We start from the raw sequence: 16,520 nt of genomic DNA, 5'->3' as shown, positions 1-16,520 counted from the left end.
CAGCTCTGCCTGGCGGTGGTGCCGTTCCTGATCGCGCTCACCGGCCTGATCACCGACCTGGGGGTGGACGAGGGCGGCAAGGTCGTGGCGGACACCGTACTGGCCATCACGCCCGGCCAGAGCGAGGCGATGGTGCAGGACCTGCTGACCGACAGCGAGCGCAGCGAGGACGCCGGCGAGCTGGCGCTGACCCTCGGCCTGCTCACCGGGCTGGTCGCGCTGACCACCACGATGGCGCAGATCGAGCGGGGCGCGAACCGGATCTACGGCGTCGAGCGGGACCGCCCGGCGCTGGCCAAGTACCTGCGCGCCACGGTCCTCGCGGTGGTCGCCGGCGTACCCGCGCTGGCCGGCTTCCTCATCCTGGTCGGCGGCCGGGCGATGGGCGAGTCGGTACGGCGGCACTACGAGTGGGGTGACGCGGCGATGGCCGGATGGGACGTGATCCGCTGGCCGCTGAGCCTCGGCCTGACGGTGATCGCCGTGGCGGTGCTGTTCCGGCACGCACCGCGCCGCCGCCAGCCCGGCCTGTCCTGGCTCGTCTTCGGCGCGGCCATCGCCATCGCGATCTGGTGGCTAGCCAGCCTGCTGCTGGCCGCCTACGTGAAGTACAGCGGGGGATTCGGCCAGACCTACGGCGCGTTGACCGGCATGATGGCGCTGTTGCTCTGGGCCAACCTCACCGGCATGGCGCTCTTCGGCGGGCTGGCCTTCGCCGCCCAGCTGGAGGCGATGCGCATCGGCGTGGAGGAGCCGGCCCAGCCGGATCTGTGGCAGCCGGAGGCGCACCGCGAGGACCTGTTCGACACCGGTGAGATGACCTCGCTCTGACGCCGCGCCGGTCCGGCGTGTACGGGACACGCCGATCGGGTACAGCGCGCCTCGCAGAGGAACGAGGGAGGTGCGGTGTGACCGCGGTCAAGGAAGCCGGGCGCCGGCCGCTGGGCCATTTCGCCGAGCGGAGTCTGGCGGGCCTGCTCGCCGTGGCCGGCGCGGGAGTCGGGTTCGGGCTGCTCCTGATGCTCGTCCGGTTCCGCTGGAGCCCGCTGCGCGACGCCGATCATGCGGCGGCCGAGTGGTTCAACGGCCTGGTGGCGCCGCACGGCCCGCTGGTCACGGTGCTCCAGGCGATCACCGACCTGGGCGGCCGGCCGGTGCTGATCTGGCTGGTCACCATCGCGGTGGTGGGTCTGCTGATCCGCCGCCAGTCCCGGCTGGCGGTCTACCTGATCGTCACCGGCGTGGGCGGGCTGATCCTCGACCCGTCGCTCAAGGCGCTCGTCGGCCGGCTGCGCCCGGTGGTGGACGTGCCGATCGCCGACGCTCCCGGCAACAGCTTTCCCAGCGGGCACGCGCTCGGCTCGTTCGTCGCGTACGGGGCGCTGCTGCTGGTGTTCCTGCCGGCCATGTCGCCGCGCTGGCGCAAGCCCGCCATCGCCGTCGCCGCCGTGCTTGTCTTCCTGGTCGGGCTGACCCGGATAGCGCTGGGCGTGCACTTCGTGTCCGACGTGATCGGCGGCTGGCTGCTCGGCGCGGCCTGGCTGGGCGTCACCGCGTACGCCTTCCGGTTGTGGCGGCGCGAGCGCGGCCGGCCGGTGCCGCCGCTGCGCGAGGGCCTGGAACCGGAGGCGGGCGACGAGCTGGCGCTCGCGCCGGACGAGGAGAAGGTGCTGGAGCACCCCCGCTCCGCGGTGGCCGAGCTGCTGGTCGGCTGGGTGCTCGTCTTCGGCGCGCTCTACGCGTTCGGCATGTTCGTCAGCTACCACGCCAAGGGCACGTTCTTCGACACGCTCGACACGAAGGTGCCGCGCTGGTTCGCCGAGCGGCACACCGACGCGCTCACCGACCTGAGCTGGTGGTGGAGCAAGTTCGGCGACACGCACGCCATCCTGCTGGTGTCGCTGGTGTTCTGCCCGATCGTGCTGGCCGTGTGGCGGCGCTGGCGGCCGGTGCTGTACGTGGTGCTGGCGATGTTCGGCGAGCTGAGCCTCTTCCTGGCCAGCGCCCGGGTGGTGGACCGGCCCCGGCCGCCGGTGGAGAACCTGGACGGGCAGATGCCCACCTCGTCGTTCCCGTCCGGGCACATCGCGGCCACCATCTGCCTCTGGGCGGCCATGGCGGTCATCGTGTTCCCGCGTACCGACAGGTGGTGGCGGTGGCTGTTCGTGGGCATGGCCGTGCTGATGCCGGTCGGCGTGGCCACCTCCCGGATGTACCGGGGCATGCACCACCCGACCGACTTCATGGGCGCGATCCTGCTCGGCGCGCTCTGGCTGTCGCTGCTGTACTGGGTGATCAAGCCGAACGCCGACGTGCACGAGGGCAACCAGCCGGCGATCGAGTCCGAACAGGTGGACGAGCTGGACGACGAGCTGGCCAAGGCCGCGCGGCCGGACTGAGCCGATGCTGCGGGTGATGACCTGGAACATCCGGACCGGCGGGCGGGACGCGGGCGGCGCCGACCGCCGGGACCGGATCGTCTCGGTCGTCACCGCGCAGCGCCCCGACGTGCTGTCGTTGCAGGAGCTGCGCGGCATGGACACCACGCTGGGCGGCCTGGCCGACCGGCTCGGGATGGCGGCGTACCTGGCCCGGTCCTGTCTCGGCCAGCCGGTGGCGGTGCTGGTCCGCCCGCCGCTGCGGGTGCTGCGCGCAGGCCGGGTCCGCCGCCCGTTCCACCACGCCGCCGCCCGGGTGCAGGTCGCCACCGGCGCGGGACCGCTGACCGTGCTGAGCACGCACCTGTACCCCTACTCGGGTGGGCGGCGGCGGATGGAGGCGGACTGGCTCGCCGCCGCGCTGCGGCGGACCGGGGGAGAGCTGGCGCTGCTGGCCGGGGACCTGAACACGCTGGAGCCCACCGTCGACCACACCGCCCGGCTGGCCGGGCTGGCCACTCCGTACCGGCGGCGGCACCTGCGCCGCGACGGCCGTACCGTGGACACCCGCGCGGTGGCCCGGCTGCTCGACGCCGGGCTGGTGGACCTGTGGCCGCGCTCCGGCGGCGACGAGCCCGGCGGCCGGACCGTGCCGACCCGGCACGGCGGCGCCGAGTTCGCCGGGATGCGGCTGGACTATCTGCTCGCCACCCCGGCGCTGGCCGACCGGGTACGCGCGGTGCGGGTGGTCCGCGACGGTGACGCCGACTCGGCGTCGGACCACTATCCGGTGCTGGCCGAGGTGGACCTCACGGCCGGCTGAACAACGCGTGTCGCCGCCGAGCGCGCCGGGCCGGGTTCTACAGGACCAGGTTGAGCAGCACGGTGAGCACCACCGAGGCGACGATCGAGAAGAGGATCATCAGCAGGCAGCCGAGCCCGCCCCCGGCGGGCCGGATCTCGGTGTTCCCGATACGCATGGCGTCAACTCCTCAGCGGTCACAGCTCCCGCAGCCGGGGCAGCAGCTCCTCCTGGGCCCAGTCGAGGAACATCGGCTGGGTGTCGCCGCCCACCTGGACCAGCGCGACGTGGGTGAAGCCCGCCTCGACGAACTTCTTGAACGCCTCGACGTGCCGGTCGGTGTCCGGGCCGCAGGAGATGCCCTCGGCCACGTCCTCCTCGCGGACGAACCGGGTGGCCGCCTCGAACGACTCCGGGCCGGGCAGGTCGGCGTTGACCTTCCAGCCCAGGCCGAACCAGCGGAACTGGTCGTGCACGATCTTGCGGCACTCGTCCTCGTCCGGGCCGTAGCAGATGGCGACCTGCCCGTAGCGGGGGCGGCCCGCGCCACCGGCCTCCTCGTACATGTCGATCAGGTGCGACAGCGGGTCGGTGGCGATCATCGCGTCGGCGTACTCGGCGGCGAGCGTGGCCGACTGTCGTCCGGACGCGGCCACCGCCATCGGCACCGGCCGGTCCGGGCGGTCCCAGACGTACGCGTCGGGCACGTCGAAGTGGTTGCCGGAGAACGTCAGCGTCTCGCCGTTGAGCAGCGGCCGGATGATCTGCAACGCCTCCTCGAACATCTCGTGTCGCTGCTGCACGTGCGGCCATCCGCCCACCACGTGCTCGTTGAGGTTCTCCCCGGCGCCGAGGCCCAGCGTGAAGCGGCCGTCCGAGAGCACCCCGATGGTGCTGGCCTTCTGCGCCACCACGGCCGGGTGGTACCGCCGGATCGGGCAGGTCACGAACGACATCAGCTCGGCCCGGCTGGTGGCGTGCGCGACCGCGCCGAGCACCGACCAGGCGTACGGGGAGTGGCCCTGCGATTCCAGCCAGGGGTAGTAGTGGTCGGACATGACCAGATGGTCGAAGCCGGCGGCCTCGGCGCGTACGGCGTGGTCGACCAGTTCCTTCGGGCCGGCCTGCTCGCACATGAGGGTGTAACCGACGTTGACCATGGCACGTCTCCTTCCCGGGCGGATCGTCCCCGGATACCCCGCCCGGCGCGGGTCAACCCTGCTGTCCGCTTTCGCATTCGTCTCTTAACCGGTTCAGTTCATACGGCGCGCCAAGCGGTGTCGCCTCCCGGCCGATCCTGCTTAACCGGTTGCCTCACGCCTTCCATCGTCCTACGCTGATGCCTGCGTCCGTTCGGGAACCGGGCGGCGGCTACCGGGCTCAGTCGCCACCACCCTCTCACCGTCACCGCACCCCCGCTCGGGCACGGGGGATCCTTCCCCTGAGGACAGCCATGAAGAAACTGCTCTCCGTCGCGGGCGCCGCCCTGCTGACGGCCCTCGCCGCCGTCTTCGCCCTCGGGCAGCCGGCCCAGGCGGCCACCGGCTTCTCCGTCTCCAACGGGCGTCTCTACGACGCCAACGGTGTCGAGTTCGTCATGCGTGGCGTCAACCACGCGCACACCTGGTACCCGCAGCAGACCAGCTCGTTCGCCAACATCAAGGCGCTCGGCGCGAACACCGTCCGGGTGGTGCTGTCCAGCGGCGACCGCTGGACGAAGAACAGCGCCGCCGACGTGGCCAACGTGATCTCCCTGTGCAAGGGCAACCGGATGATCTGCGTGCTGGAGGTGCACGACACCACCGGGTACGGCGAGGACGGCGCCGCCACCACGCTGGCCAAGGCCACCGACTACTGGCTGAGCATCGCCGACGTGCTCAAGGGCCAGGAGAGGTACGTCATCGTCAACATCGGCAACGAGCCGTTCGGCAACCAGGGCTACAGCGCCTGGACCACCGACACGTCGAACGCGATCAAGCGGCTGCGCGCCGCCGGCCTGACCCACACGATCATGGTGGACGCGCCGAACTGGGGCCAGGACTGGTCGTTCACCATGCGCGACAACGCCGGCACCGTGTTCGCCGCCGATCCGCAGCGCAACACCGTCTTCTCCATCCACATGTACGGCGTGTTCGACACCGCCGCCGAGATCAGCGACTACCTGGGCCGCTTCCGTACCGCCGGGCTGCCCATCGTGGTCGGCGAGTTCGGGTTCAACCACTCCGACGGCAACCCGGACGAGGACGCCATCATGGCGTACGCCCAGGCCAACGGCATCGGCTACCTCGGCTGGTCGTGGAGCGGCAACGGCGGCGGCGTGGAGTACCTGGACATGACCACGTCGTTCAACCCGGCCCAGCTCACCAGCTGGGGGCAGCGCATCTTCAACGGCGCCAACGGCATCGCCGCCACCTCCCGTGAGGCGTCGGTGTACGCGAGCACCACCCCGACCGCCAGCCCGACGGTCAGCCCCACCGCGAGCCCGACGACCAGCCCGACCGTCAGCCCGACCCCGCCGCCGCCCACCACGCCCCCGCCGTCCGGTGGCTGCACCGCCACCTACACCGTCGCGAACTCGTGGCAGGGCGGCTTCCAGGGCGAGGTCAAGGTGACCGCCGGAGCGGCCGCGATCACCGGCTGGACGGTGCGCTGGACGTACGCCAACGGCCAGTCCGTCACCCAGGCGTGGAACGCGAGCGTCAGCAACAGCGGGTCGGCGTACACCGCCCGCAACGTCGACTACAACGGCCGCCTCGGCGCGGGCGCGAGCACCACCTTCGGCTTCATCGGCAGCTGGCAGGGCACGAATTCCACCCCCGCCGTGACCTGCACCCCCGCCTGACCCTCTAGTGCGTGATCAAGGAGTTTGTGTCCCGTTCGGACGCCTGCGGTGACACAAACTCCTTGATCACCGGGGTGGGGCGCGGGGTCAGGCCGCGACCACCTCCAGCAGGAGGGCCTGTTCGGGGTGCAGGGCGGGGAGCTGAACGCCGACCGTGCCCAGCACCGAACCGGTCACCGTGATGCCGTCGCCCGGCCAGGCCAGCCAGCCCGGCGGGGACAGCTCCAGCATCGCCGGCTCGGGCGCCTCGGCGGGCGGACGGACCCGGTAGCGCCGGGCCGGGTCCAGCCCTGGGAGCCGCACCACGCCCGGCACCTGCGCCGCCGAGGTGGCGACCCGGCTGACCGCGTACACCGCGTGGTCGCGGTCGTGGGCGACCACGCCGTGGGCCTGCACGGCCGGGTCCGGGTGGTCGACTCGGACCACCCGGCCGCCGTGCAGCAGCGGGCGCAGCCGCTTGTGCAGCGCCACCCAGGCGGCGAGCTCGGCCCGCTCGGTCGCGTCGATCGCGGTGATGTCCCACTCGATGCCGTGGTGGCCGAACAGCGCGGTGACCGCCCGGAAACCCAGGTCGTGCACGCGGTGCGTGGTGTGCGAGCGCTGCGGCCCGATGTGCGTGCCGATCAGCTCCGGCGGCAGCAGCAGGCCGGTCCAGCGCTGGATGGACAGCCGTTCCAGCGCGTCGTTGCAGTCGCTGGCCCACACCCGGTCGGTGCGGCGCAGGATCTCCAGGTCGACCCGGGCACCGCCGGACGAGCAGCTCTCGATCTCGACGCCCGGGTGCCGGGCGCGCAGCTCGTCCAGCAGCCGGTAGACCTCCAGGGTCTGCGCGTGCACGCCGGGCCGTCCGGCGTGCCCGGCCTCGGTGAGGTCGCGGTTGTGGTCCCACTTCAGGTACGCGATCCCGTCGTGCTCGCTCAGCACCGCGTCGAGCCGTTCGAGCAGGTACGCGTACGCGTCCGGGTTGGCCAGGTCGAGCACCTGCTGGTGCCGCCACGGCGGTGGCAGCCGGCCCGGCGTCTGGAGCACCCAGTCCGGGTGGGCGCGGAACAGGTCGGAGTCGGGGTTGACCATCTCCGGCTCCACCCAGAGCCCGAACTGCATGCCGTGCCCGCGTACGTGGTCGATCAGCGGCTGCAACCCGTCCGGCCAGACCTCGCCGTCGACCCACCAGTCGCCGAGCCCGGCCTGGTCGTGCCGCCGGCCCCGGAACCAGCCGTCGTCGAGCACGAAGCGTTCCACGCCGACCTCGGCGGCGGCGTCGGCGAGCGCCCGCAGCCGGTCCAGGTCGTGGTCGAAGTAGACCGCCTCCCACACGTTCAGCGTCACCGGCCGCGGTGTGCGCGGGTGCGACGGGCGGGCCCGCAGGTGCGTGTGCAGCGCCTCGCTGAGCCCGTCCAGCCCGTCGGTGGAGTGGGCCGCGTAGAGCAGGGGAGTGGCGTACTCCTCGCCCGGCCCGAGCACGATCTCGCCGGGCGCCAGCAGCTCACCGCCGCCGAGCGTGGACTCGCCTGTCGGGCGGCGCTCGGCGGCGGTGACGTGGTCGCCGCTCCACGCGGTGTGCACCGCCCACACCTCGCCGTGCCGGAATCCGAAGCCGGCGGTGCCCGCGACCAGCAGCAGCGTGGCGTCGTGGCCGGTGCGGCCGTGCCGCCCCTCGCGCACCCACGCGCCCATCGGCCACGGGTGCCGCTGCGGCGCGCGTTCCCGGCACCACCGTCCGGTCAGGTCGAGCAGTTCGGTGGCGACCGCCGGCACCGGCAGCACGGGCGTCAGTTCCCGCAGCTCGTACCGGCCGTCGCCGTCGTTGCGCAGCCGGTGCCGCAGCGTGAGCACGCCCGCCGGGTCCAGCGTGATCTCGACGGTCAGGCTCAGCCCCGCATCCGCGTCCGCCGCCCGCACCACCACCCGCCCGGAGGAAAGGAAGGGCCCCTTGTTAACGCCTGGTGCATGTAAAGGGGCCCCTCCTAACAGGTCGGGCGACTGCGCTGCGGGCTCGTCGTGCACGTCGAGGCCGGTGAGGCGGAACGCGGTGGACCAGTCCCGGCCGTCGCGGTGACCGGCGAGACCGGGCCGCCCGCACCACCCGGCGCTCGCCTCGGGCAGCAGCGACAGCACAGTGGGCGCGTCGAAGCTGCTCGGCACCACCGGCGGCACCGTGGCGTCGGCGAGCGCGGGCAGGTCCTCGTCGGGCAGCGGGCCGAGGTCGGCGCCCCAGTGCACGACGCGGGGCAGCCCCGGGCCGCGTGCGTCGAGCACCAGGCTGGTCCGCGCGCGGCGCAGGTGGACGATCGTCATCCCTTGGAGGCTCCCAGCGTCAGACCCCGGACGAACTGCTTCTGCAGCAGGAAGAAGATCACCAGGGTGGGGATCGCGACCAGAACCGAACCGGCCGAGACCAGGTTGTTGTCGGTGAAGAACTCGCCGCGCAGGTTGTTCAGCGAGCTGGTGACCGGGAACTTGTCGCCGGTACGCATGAGCACAGTGGCCCAGAAGAACTCGTTGTAGATCCAGGTGACCTCGAGCGTGGCGAGCGCGGCGAGCGCCGGCCGGCACAGCGGCATCGTCACCTGCCAGTACTGCCGCCACACGTTCGCCCCGTCGACCATCGCTGCCTCGTACAGCTCGTGCGGCAGCGCCTTCATGTAGTTGCTGAGCACGAACACGCAGAAGCCGCACTGGAACGCGACGTTGACCAGGATCAGCCCCCAGTAGCTGTCGTAGAGCAGCTCCGAGTCGCTCATCCAGGCCGGCAGCGGGATCTCGGTGAACATCCGGAACAGCGGGATGAGCAGCGCCTGCTGCGGCAGCAGGTTCGCCGCGGTGAACAGGCCGAGCAGCGCGATGTTGAGTTTCCAGCTGAACCGGGCGATCACGAACGCCACGCACGAGGCGAGGAAGAGCGTGACCAGCACCGCCGGGACGGTGATGTACGCCGAGTTGAGGAAGTGCTTGCCGAACTCGGCGGTGCGCCAGGCGGTGACGTAGTTGTCGACGGTCCAGCCGCCGAGCGACACGTAGCCGTTGGCGGCGGTGTACTCGTAGGAGCGGAACGAGGTGAGCACCGCCCACAGGATCGGGAACAGCCAGCCCACTGCGACCGTACCCAGGAAGAGGTGCAGGACGACCCGGGCGGGCCGCACGGGGCGGCGGCGGCCGGCGGAGACGGCGGTCATCGCTTGTCCTCCCGCATCACGGTCCAGAGGTAGATGGTGATGAAGACGAGCGAGACGGCCAGCATGATCGTCGCCAGCGCGGAGCCGAAGCCGATCCGGCTGGCCTCGCCGACCACGTTCTGGGTGACCAGCGCGGAGATCAGCTCCAGCCCGTTGCGGCCCTTGTTGATGACCCAGACCAGGTCGAACGCGCGCAGCGACTCGATCACCGTCACCACCAGCACGATGATGTTGATGGGGCGCATCACCGGGAAGACGACCCGGAAGAACGTGCTGGTCTCCGAGGAGCCGTCGACAGCGGCGGCCTCCCGCAGGGACGGGTCGACGCCCTTGAGGCCGGCCAGGTAGAGCAGCATGATGTAGCCGACGTGCCGCCAGCCGGCCGCGACCAGCACGGCCCAGATGTTGACGTTCGGGTCGCCGTACCAGTCGGTCTCGCCGCCGAACACGCCGTTGAGCAGCCCCTGGTCACGGCTGTAGATGAGCTGCCAGACGAAGCCGATGAGCGCCAGCGACAGCACCACCGGCAGGTAGAGCGTGGTCTGGTAGAAGCGGCTGCCGCGAATCTCCTTGTCCAGCAGCACGGCGAGGAACATGCCGAACGGGGTGGCCACCACGAACAGCGCGGCCAGCCAGAGCAGGTTGTTCTGCACCGCGGGGACGAACGGCGGGTAGATGTTCACCACGTCGTCGTAGTTCTTGAGGCCGACCCACTCGATCTCGGAGACCGGGCCGATGCCGTCCCAGTTCGTGCCGGAGAGCAGCACCGTCGCCACCGCGGGCAGCCAGACCAGGCCGGCGACGAGCAGCAGGGGTACCAGCACCATGAGCGTGATGACCACGCGGTCGGTGCGGGACAGGAGCCGTAGCCGGCGACCGCGACCACCGTTGCTGGTGGTCGCGGCCGGCGGCGGCACGGCGCGATCCGCTTGGATCAGGGGCAGGTCGGACATGATGTCCTTCCCCCTTCCGCCGTCAGCTGGTGAAGATCGACTTCTTCTGGTTCTCGATGCTGGTGAGCAGCCCGCCGATGTCCTTCGGGTCCTTGATGAACTGCTGCAACGCCGGGATCATCACGGTGGAGGCGAAGTCCGGCCGGGTGTCGCGGTCGAGGAACTGGGCGATCTCGGTGGCGGAGCCGACCAGCTCGGCGGCCTTCTTCTGCAGCGCGGTGTAGGCACCGGTGTCCGCGCCGCTGTTGGCGACGAGCGTGCTCGGGTCGTTCTTCACCGTGATGTCCGCTGCCTCCTTCGAGCCCAGGTACGTCAGCAGCTTCTGCGCGGCGTCCTTGGACTTCGGCTTGCGGGCCATCATGTAGCCGTCGATCGGGGCGTCCAGGGCCTTCGCGCCGATGGTGGAGTCGATCTCGGGGAACGTGAAGAAGTCCAAGTCCTCCAGGTCGGCGCCGCTGAACTGCTGGCCGACGAACAGGCCGAGCAGGTACATGCCGCTCTTCTTCTGCTGCAGCGACTGGGCGGCCTCCTGCCAGGTGCGGCCGAGCGAGTCCGGCTGGTGCAGGGGGAGCAGCCCGGCCCAGGTGTCGAAGACCTTCTTCACCTTGTCGGAGGTCCACGCCTCCTTGCCGGCCATCAGGTCGATGTGGAACTGGTAGCCGTTGATCCGCAGGTTGAGGATGTCGAACGTGCCCATCGCCGGCCAGCCGTCCTTGTCGGCGAACGCGATCGGGTTCAGCCCATCCTTCTTCATCTGCGCGCCGAGCGTGTTCAGGTCGTCCAGCGTCTTGGGCACCTCGTAGCCGCGCTGCTGCCACACCGACTTGCGGTAGAAGACGGCCCACGGGTAGTACGACGCGGGCACGAAGTACTGCTTGCCGTCGTCGCCGGTGGACGCCTTCTTGAACGCGTCGGAGTAGCCGTCGAGCTTGCCCCACACGTCGCTGAGGTCACCGGCCAGGCCCTTTGCGGCGAAGAACCGCATCCGGTAGCCGGCGAACCAGGTGAACACGTCGTCCGGCTTGCCCTGCAGGTAGTTGTTGATGTTCTCCTGGAACGTGTTGTGGTCGACCGTGTTGATGTTGACCGTCACCCCGGAGGACGTCTTGAAGCCGTCCATCACCTTCGCGACGACGTCCTTGGGCTTCGGGTCCGACTGGTTCGAGCCGACCGAGACGCTCTTGGCGTCACCGCCGGATCCGGAGTCGGAGTCGCCGCAGCCGGCGAGCAGGCCGGTGCCGAGCAGCGCTCCCGCGCCGGCCGCGCCGGCGAGCAGCGAGCGCCGGTTCAGGCCGGCGACGGACGGGGGTACGAGCCGGGCGAGGTATTCGGCTTGCGAGCGGGGACGGGACATGGTGCCTCCTGCGTGGAAGAGGTGCGCTGCGCTCATGGACCGTGATCGTTGGCGGTGAGCGGTGTCGTGTCGGTCGCGGTAGATCCACCGAGAATCCACACGTCCGAACACAAACAGCCGGTGGCGCTTGAAGCTACCCCTTGGCGCGGCGCTGTCAAGAGGGCAAAAAGGCGACGCCGTTGGTGGTAAGGCAGGGCAAAGAGCCGGTAAACGTTGGAACTTCAGTCGATGTTGGAAAGTGTTGACTTGGGTGCTGTTCGGGGGGCAACCTCTGCTGTCATGCGGAACTGGCACGGCGAGGGCATCTGGTACGGCGCTGACTACAACCCGGAGCAGTGGCCCGAGCAGACGTGGACCGAGGACGTCGAACTCATGCGACGGGCCGGGGTCAATCTGGTCTCGGTCGGCATCTTCTCCTGGGCCCTGCTGGAGCCCACCCCCGGTCGGTACGTCTTCGACTGGCTGGACCGGGCGATCGACCTGCTGCACGACGGCGGCATCAGCGTCGACCTGGCCACCGCCACCGCCAGCCCGCCACCGTGGCTGGCGCACCGGCACCCGGAGACGCTGCCCCGCCGCGCCGACGGCACGGTGCTCTGGCCCGGCGGCCGGCAGGCGTACTGCCCCAGCTCGCCGGTGTTCCGGGACCACTCGCTCGCCCTGGTCGAGGCGGTCGCCCGGCGGTACGCGCGCCACCCCGCCGTCGTGCTCTGGCACGTCTCCAACGAACTCGGCTGCCACAACGTGCACTGCTACTGCGACGTCAGCGCCGAGGCGTTCCGCGGCTGGCTGCGCGAGCGCTACGGCGACCTGGACTCACTCAACGCCGCCTGGGGCACCGCGTTCTGGAGCCAGCGCTACCACGACTGGGCCGAGATCAACCCGCCGCGTACCGCGCCGACGTTCGCCAACCCGACCCAGCAGCTGGACTTCCTGCGGTTCTCCTCCGACGAGCAGCGCGCCCAGCTGCGCGCCGAGCGGGAACTGCTGAACCGGCTTGTCCCGCAGCCGGTCACCACGAACTTCATGATCGGCACCGGCATCAAGTACCTGGACTACCACTCCTGGGCCGCCGACGTGGACGTGGTCGCCAACGACCACTACCTCACCGCCGCCGACCCGCAGCCGCAGGTCAACCTGGCGCTCGCGGCCGACCACACCCGGGGCGTGGCAGGTGGCGCGCCGTGGCTGCTGATGGAGCACTCCACCAGCGCCGTCAACTGGCAGCCCCGCAACGTGGCGAAGACACCCGGTCAGATGCGCCGCAACAGCCTCGCCCACGTCGCGCGCGGCGCCGACGGCGTGCTGTTCTTCCAGTGGCGGGCCTCCCGGGCCGGCGCGGAGAAGTTCCACTCCGCGCTGGTGCCGCACGCCGGCCCGGACACCAAGGTGTTCCGCGAGGTCTGCCGGCTCGGCGCCGACCTGCGCGCGCTCGCCGAGGTACGCGGCAGCCGCGTCGACGCCGACGTGGCCATCCTCTTCGACTACGAGGCGTGGTGGGGCGCCGAACTCGACTCCCACCCGAGCGTCGACGTCACCTACACCGACCGGTTGTCCGCGCTGCACGCCGCGCTCTGGCGGGCCGGGATCACCGCCGACGTGGTGCACCCCTCGGCCGACCTGTCCCGCTACCGGCTCGTCGTGGTTCCCACGCTCTACCTCGTCCGCGACGCCGACGCCGACGCGCTGCGCCGGTTCGTGGAGGCCGGCGGCACCGCTGTGGTCACCTACTTCAGCGGCATCGTCGACGAGCACGACCACATCCGGCTCGGCGGCTACCCCGGCGCGTACCGCGACCTGCTCGGCGTACACGTCGAGGAGTTCTTCCCGCTGCGAGCCGGCGAGACGGTACGCCTCGACGACGGCGCCCGCGCCGACGTGTGGACCGAGTGGCTGCACGCCGAGGGCGCGGAGGTGCTGGCCGCGTACGCCGACGGGCCCCTGCCCGGCGTGCCGGCGCTGACCCGCAACACCGTCGGCGCGGGCGCGGCCTGGTACGTCGGCACCCGGCTCGACGACGAGGCCACCGACCGGCTGGTGGCCCGGTTGCTGGCCGAGGCCGGCGTCCGGCCGCCGGTGAGCGCGCCGACCGGGGTGGAGGTGGTCCGCCGCCGCGCGGCGGACCGGAGCTGGCTGTTCCTGATCAACCACACCACCGAGCCGGTACGGTTGCCGGTCACCGGCGTCGAGCTGCTCGGCGGCGCCCGCTGCGACGGCGAGCTGGAGGTGCCGGCGGGGGAGGTGGCGGTGGTCCGCGAGGAGCCCGCGCCGGCGCCCGTGAGCGCCTGACCGCAACCCTGCCGTTCGCGCCGATGGAGGTCCACATGCTCGCCCAGCAACGGCAGAGCGCCATCCTGGAGTTGATCCGCCAGAGTGGCGGCGTCCGGGTCAGTCACCTGGTCAGCCGCTTCGGGGTGTCCGACATGACGATCCGCCGCGACCTGGAGGTGCTGGCCGAACGCGGCCTGATCGACAAGGTGCACGGCGGCGCGACGCTCGCCGGTCCCGGCTCCACCGAGGAGCCCGGCTTCGCCGCCAAGTCGGTCCGCCAGCAGGCCGAGAAACGCGCCATCGTGGAGCGGGCCGCCGGCCTGGTCGAGCCGGGGATGGCGGTGGCGCTGTCCGCCGGCACCACCACCGCCGCGCTGGCCGCGCGGCTGGCCGAGGTACGCGGGATCACTGTGGTCACCAACTCGATCCCGGTGGCCGACGCGCTCTACCAGAACCCCCGCGCCGATCAGACAGTCGTGCTGACCGGCGGCATCCGTACCCCGTCGGACGCGCTGACCGGCCCGGTCGCCGAGGCGGCGATAGCCGCGCTCAACGTCGACCTGCTCTTCCTCGGCGTGCACGGGATGAGCCCGCGTACCGGGTTCACCACGCCGAACCTGCTGGAGGCGGCGGTGAACCGGCGGCTGATCGGTTCCGCCCGGCGGCTAGTGGTGCTGGCCGACCACACCAAGTGGGAGACGATCGGCATCGCCACCATCGCGCCGCTGGAGGAGGCCGACATGCTGATCACCGACAGCGGCCTGTTGCCGGAGGCCCGACGCCAACTCGGCGAGCAGGTCGGCGAACTGGTGGTGGTCCGGGCGGACTGACAGCCGGCCCGCCGTCGGCTACCCTCTGCCCTCGCCATGACCGACGGGGGAGACAACATGGACGGTGATCGTCAGTACGCCGAGGCGCCAGCCCAGCCGGCAGGCCCGCAGCAGGCGAGACCCGGCAGGCGGAAGATCCTGCTCGGCGTGCTCGCCGCGCTGCTCGTCTGCGGCGGTCTCTGCGGCGTCGGTCAGCTCATCACCAACGTGGTCAACCAGGACGACTGGGAGGGCCTCGGCCGCCCGGTGACGTCACCGGCGGTGCCCGAGTCGCCGAAACCGACCTGGCCCAAGCCCAACCTCCTCTACGGCCGACCCGATCCGGGCATCCGGCACACGCTGGAGCAGAACGTGCTCGACTCCGCCGGTGTGCTGAAGCCGATGACGAGCTCCTGCGACAACAAGGGATTCACCGGCGAACACGCGGCGACGTTCGACTGCACAGTCACGTACGCCGGACTCGACGTGGTCTACACGGTCGTCGCCACACCGTCGGGCTCCCAGCTCTTCAAGTGGACGGCGACCGCCGAGCGGACGGTGGTCACCCGGGACGGGCTGCTCGCCCTGTTCCACCGCCAGTACACGAGCGACAACCGCTGGAGCGACCTGCGGTGCGACGAGTTCCCGGAGGTCGCGCTGGTGCCGGTCGGCAAACCCCTGCCGCAGTTCTGCTACGCGAAACTCGACGACCGGATCAAGACCAGCCGGATCCGTATCACCCCCGACGCCGACAGCCCGCCGACGCTGGAGACCGAGCACCAGGAGGAGGGCCTGTGATCCGGTGCGCCTCACAGCCACTTCTCAGTCGCGGCATTTAGGGTGCCCTGACGAAGCGTCCGACGGTCCATGTCGGAATGCAGTTCAGCGGGAGTGACCGATGGTCTTCAAGAAGATGTTGAGCGCGTTCGGCGTGGGTGGTCCGAGCGTCGACACGGTGCTCACCAACCCGAACACCCGGCCCGGGCTGACCCTGGACGGTCACGTCAACCTGGTCGGCGGCGACAGCCCGGCGCGGATCGAGCAGATCAACCTCGGCCTGGTCACCCGCGTCGAGATCGAGAGCGGCAACCACGAGTACGCGGGCGTCATGGAGTTCCACCGGCTGCCCGTCAGCGGCGCGTTCGATCTGGCGCCGAAGCAGCAGCTGTCGATCCCGTTCCAGATGCCGGTGCCGTGGGAGACCCCGATCACCGACGTCTACGGCCAGCGGCTGCACGGCATGACCATGGGCCTGCGTACCGAGCTGGCGGTGGCCCGCGCCGTCGACAAGTCCGACCTGGACCAGGTGTCGGTGCACCCGCTGCCGGTCCACGAGCGCATCCTGGAGGCGTTCCAGGCGCTCGGTTTCCGGTTCAAGCACGCCGACCTGGAGCGCGGGCACATCTACGGCGTGCCGCAGACGCTGCCGTTCTACCAGGAGATCGAGTTCTTCGCCGCGCCGCAGTACGCGCAGACGGTCAACGAGGTCGAGCTGACGTTCGTGACCAGCCCGAAGGGCGTCGAGGTGATCCTGGAGTGCGACAAGCGGGGCGGCTTCCTCAGCCCCGGGCACGACGTGATCGGCCGCTACTCGGTCCCGCACACCGACGCCGCCCGTACCGACTGGGTGCAGGTCGTCGACGGCTGGCTGCGGGAGACCACCGGCCGCTACGGCAGCATGCGCGCCCAGGGCTTCGGCATGCCGCACCACGGCGGCCACGGCTACCCGGGTCACCACGGCTACGCCGGCCACGGGCGGCGCGGCCCGGGCAGGGGCGGCGTCATCGCGGGCGCCGCGCTGGGCGTCGCCGGCGGCATGATCGCCGGCGAGATGCTCGACGACGCCTTCGACGGCGGCGGCGACGACTTCGGTGACTTCGGCGAGGAGTGAGCAGAGGCGACGTCGCCCCCGGGCCGGATCCCGGGGGCGTCGCC

The 16,520-nt window shown here is 71.0% G+C and carries 13 protein-coding genes; 8 read left to right on the top strand and 5 right to left on the bottom strand.

Features of this window, described 5'->3' with window-relative positions; all coding sequences use genetic code 11:
* The 3 genes from KBX39_RS06060 to KBX39_RS06050 form a co-directional block, all read left to right on the top strand.
* Nucleotides 1–831: YihY/virulence factor BrkB family protein (locus KBX39_RS06060; protein ID WP_210869506.1), on the top strand; the 831-nt coding region annotated here is incomplete at its 5' end.
* Nucleotides 832–908: 77 nt separating this feature from the next.
* A complete protein-coding gene (locus KBX39_RS06055; protein WP_124778809.1) occupies nucleotides 909–2,399 on the top strand; it encodes a phosphatase PAP2 family protein in 1,491 nt (496 codons plus the stop codon).
* A 4-nt stretch (nucleotides 2,400–2,403) separates the two neighbouring features.
* Nucleotides 2,404–3,201, top strand: coding sequence for an endonuclease/exonuclease/phosphatase family protein (locus tag KBX39_RS06050; protein WP_210869504.1), 798 nt, complete (start codon nucleotides 2,404–2,406; stop codon nucleotides 3,199–3,201).
* Between the two features lie 176 nt (nucleotides 3,202–3,377).
* On the opposite strand, the gene KBX39_RS06045 is transcribed toward KBX39_RS06050, so the two are convergent.
* A complete protein-coding gene (locus tag KBX39_RS06045; RefSeq protein ID WP_043325553.1) occupies nucleotides 3,378–4,340 on the bottom strand; it encodes a TIGR03557 family F420-dependent LLM class oxidoreductase in 963 nt (320 codons plus the stop codon).
* A gap of 293 nt (nucleotides 4,341–4,633) precedes the next feature.
* Between KBX39_RS06045 and KBX39_RS06040 the strand changes: the two genes are divergently transcribed.
* The gene (locus KBX39_RS06040; protein ID WP_210869501.1) at nucleotides 4,634–6,022 is read left to right on the top strand and encodes a cellulase family glycosylhydrolase; all 1,389 of its coding nucleotides are present in this window, start codon (nucleotides 4,634–4,636) and stop codon (nucleotides 6,020–6,022) included.
* 87 nt (nucleotides 6,023–6,109) lie between these two features.
* Here KBX39_RS06040 and KBX39_RS06035 read toward each other — a convergent pair whose 3' ends face one another.
* Genes KBX39_RS06035 through KBX39_RS06020 form a run of 4 tightly spaced genes read right to left on the bottom strand, consistent with a single transcriptional unit; the run spans nucleotide 6,110 to nucleotide 11,505 of the window.
* Complete coding sequence (locus tag KBX39_RS06035) at nucleotides 6,110–8,320, bottom strand: alpha-galactosidase (protein WP_210869499.1); 2,211 nt, start codon at nucleotides 8,318–8,320, stop codon at nucleotides 6,110–6,112.
* Complete coding sequence (locus KBX39_RS06030) at nucleotides 8,317–9,198, bottom strand: carbohydrate ABC transporter permease (protein ID WP_210869497.1); 882 nt, start codon at nucleotides 9,196–9,198, stop codon at nucleotides 8,317–8,319. Before KBX39_RS06030 ends, KBX39_RS06035 begins: the two co-directional genes overlap by 4 nt.
* A complete protein-coding gene (locus KBX39_RS06025) occupies nucleotides 9,195–10,151 on the bottom strand; it encodes a carbohydrate ABC transporter permease (RefSeq protein WP_043325546.1) in 957 nt (318 codons plus the stop codon). Before KBX39_RS06025 ends, KBX39_RS06030 begins: the two co-directional genes overlap by 4 nt.
* A 22-nt stretch (nucleotides 10,152–10,173) precedes the next feature.
* A complete protein-coding gene (locus KBX39_RS06020; protein WP_043325545.1) occupies nucleotides 10,174–11,505 on the bottom strand; it encodes an ABC transporter substrate-binding protein in 1,332 nt (443 codons plus the stop codon).
* 279 nt (nucleotides 11,506–11,784) lie between these two features.
* On the opposite strand from KBX39_RS06020, the gene KBX39_RS06015 reads away from it, so the two are divergent.
* The 4 genes from KBX39_RS06015 (at nucleotide 11,785) to KBX39_RS06000 (ending at nucleotide 16,476) form a co-directional block, all read left to right on the top strand.
* A complete protein-coding gene (locus KBX39_RS06015; protein WP_140946329.1) occupies nucleotides 11,785–13,794 on the top strand; it encodes a beta-galactosidase in 2,010 nt (669 codons plus the stop codon).
* Nucleotides 13,795–13,829: 35 nt separating this feature from the next.
* Nucleotides 13,830–14,606 carry a DeoR/GlpR family DNA-binding transcription regulator gene (locus KBX39_RS06010; protein WP_030501763.1) on the top strand — a complete coding sequence of 259 codons (777 nt, stop codon included), beginning with the start codon at nucleotides 13,830–13,832 and terminating at the stop codon, nucleotides 14,604–14,606.
* A gap of 36 nt (nucleotides 14,607–14,642) precedes the next feature.
* Nucleotides 14,643–15,383, top strand: coding sequence for a hypothetical protein (locus tag KBX39_RS06005; RefSeq protein ID WP_069089429.1), 741 nt, complete (start codon nucleotides 14,643–14,645; stop codon nucleotides 15,381–15,383).
* Nucleotides 15,384–15,483: 100 nt separating this feature from the next.
* Entirely contained in the window at nucleotides 15,484–16,476 is a 993-nt protein-coding gene (locus KBX39_RS06000; RefSeq protein WP_210869495.1) for a sporulation protein, read from the top strand.
* Nucleotides 16,477–16,520: the final 44 nt, after the last annotated feature.

The organism is Micromonospora sp. D75, from assembly GCF_018070405.1.
Taxonomy (GTDB): Bacteria; Actinomycetota; Actinomycetes; order Mycobacteriales; family Micromonosporaceae; genus Micromonospora; species Micromonospora chalcea.
The sequence above is the reverse complement of the archived record's forward strand: the minus strand, read 5'-3'. Positions and strand labels throughout refer to the sequence as shown.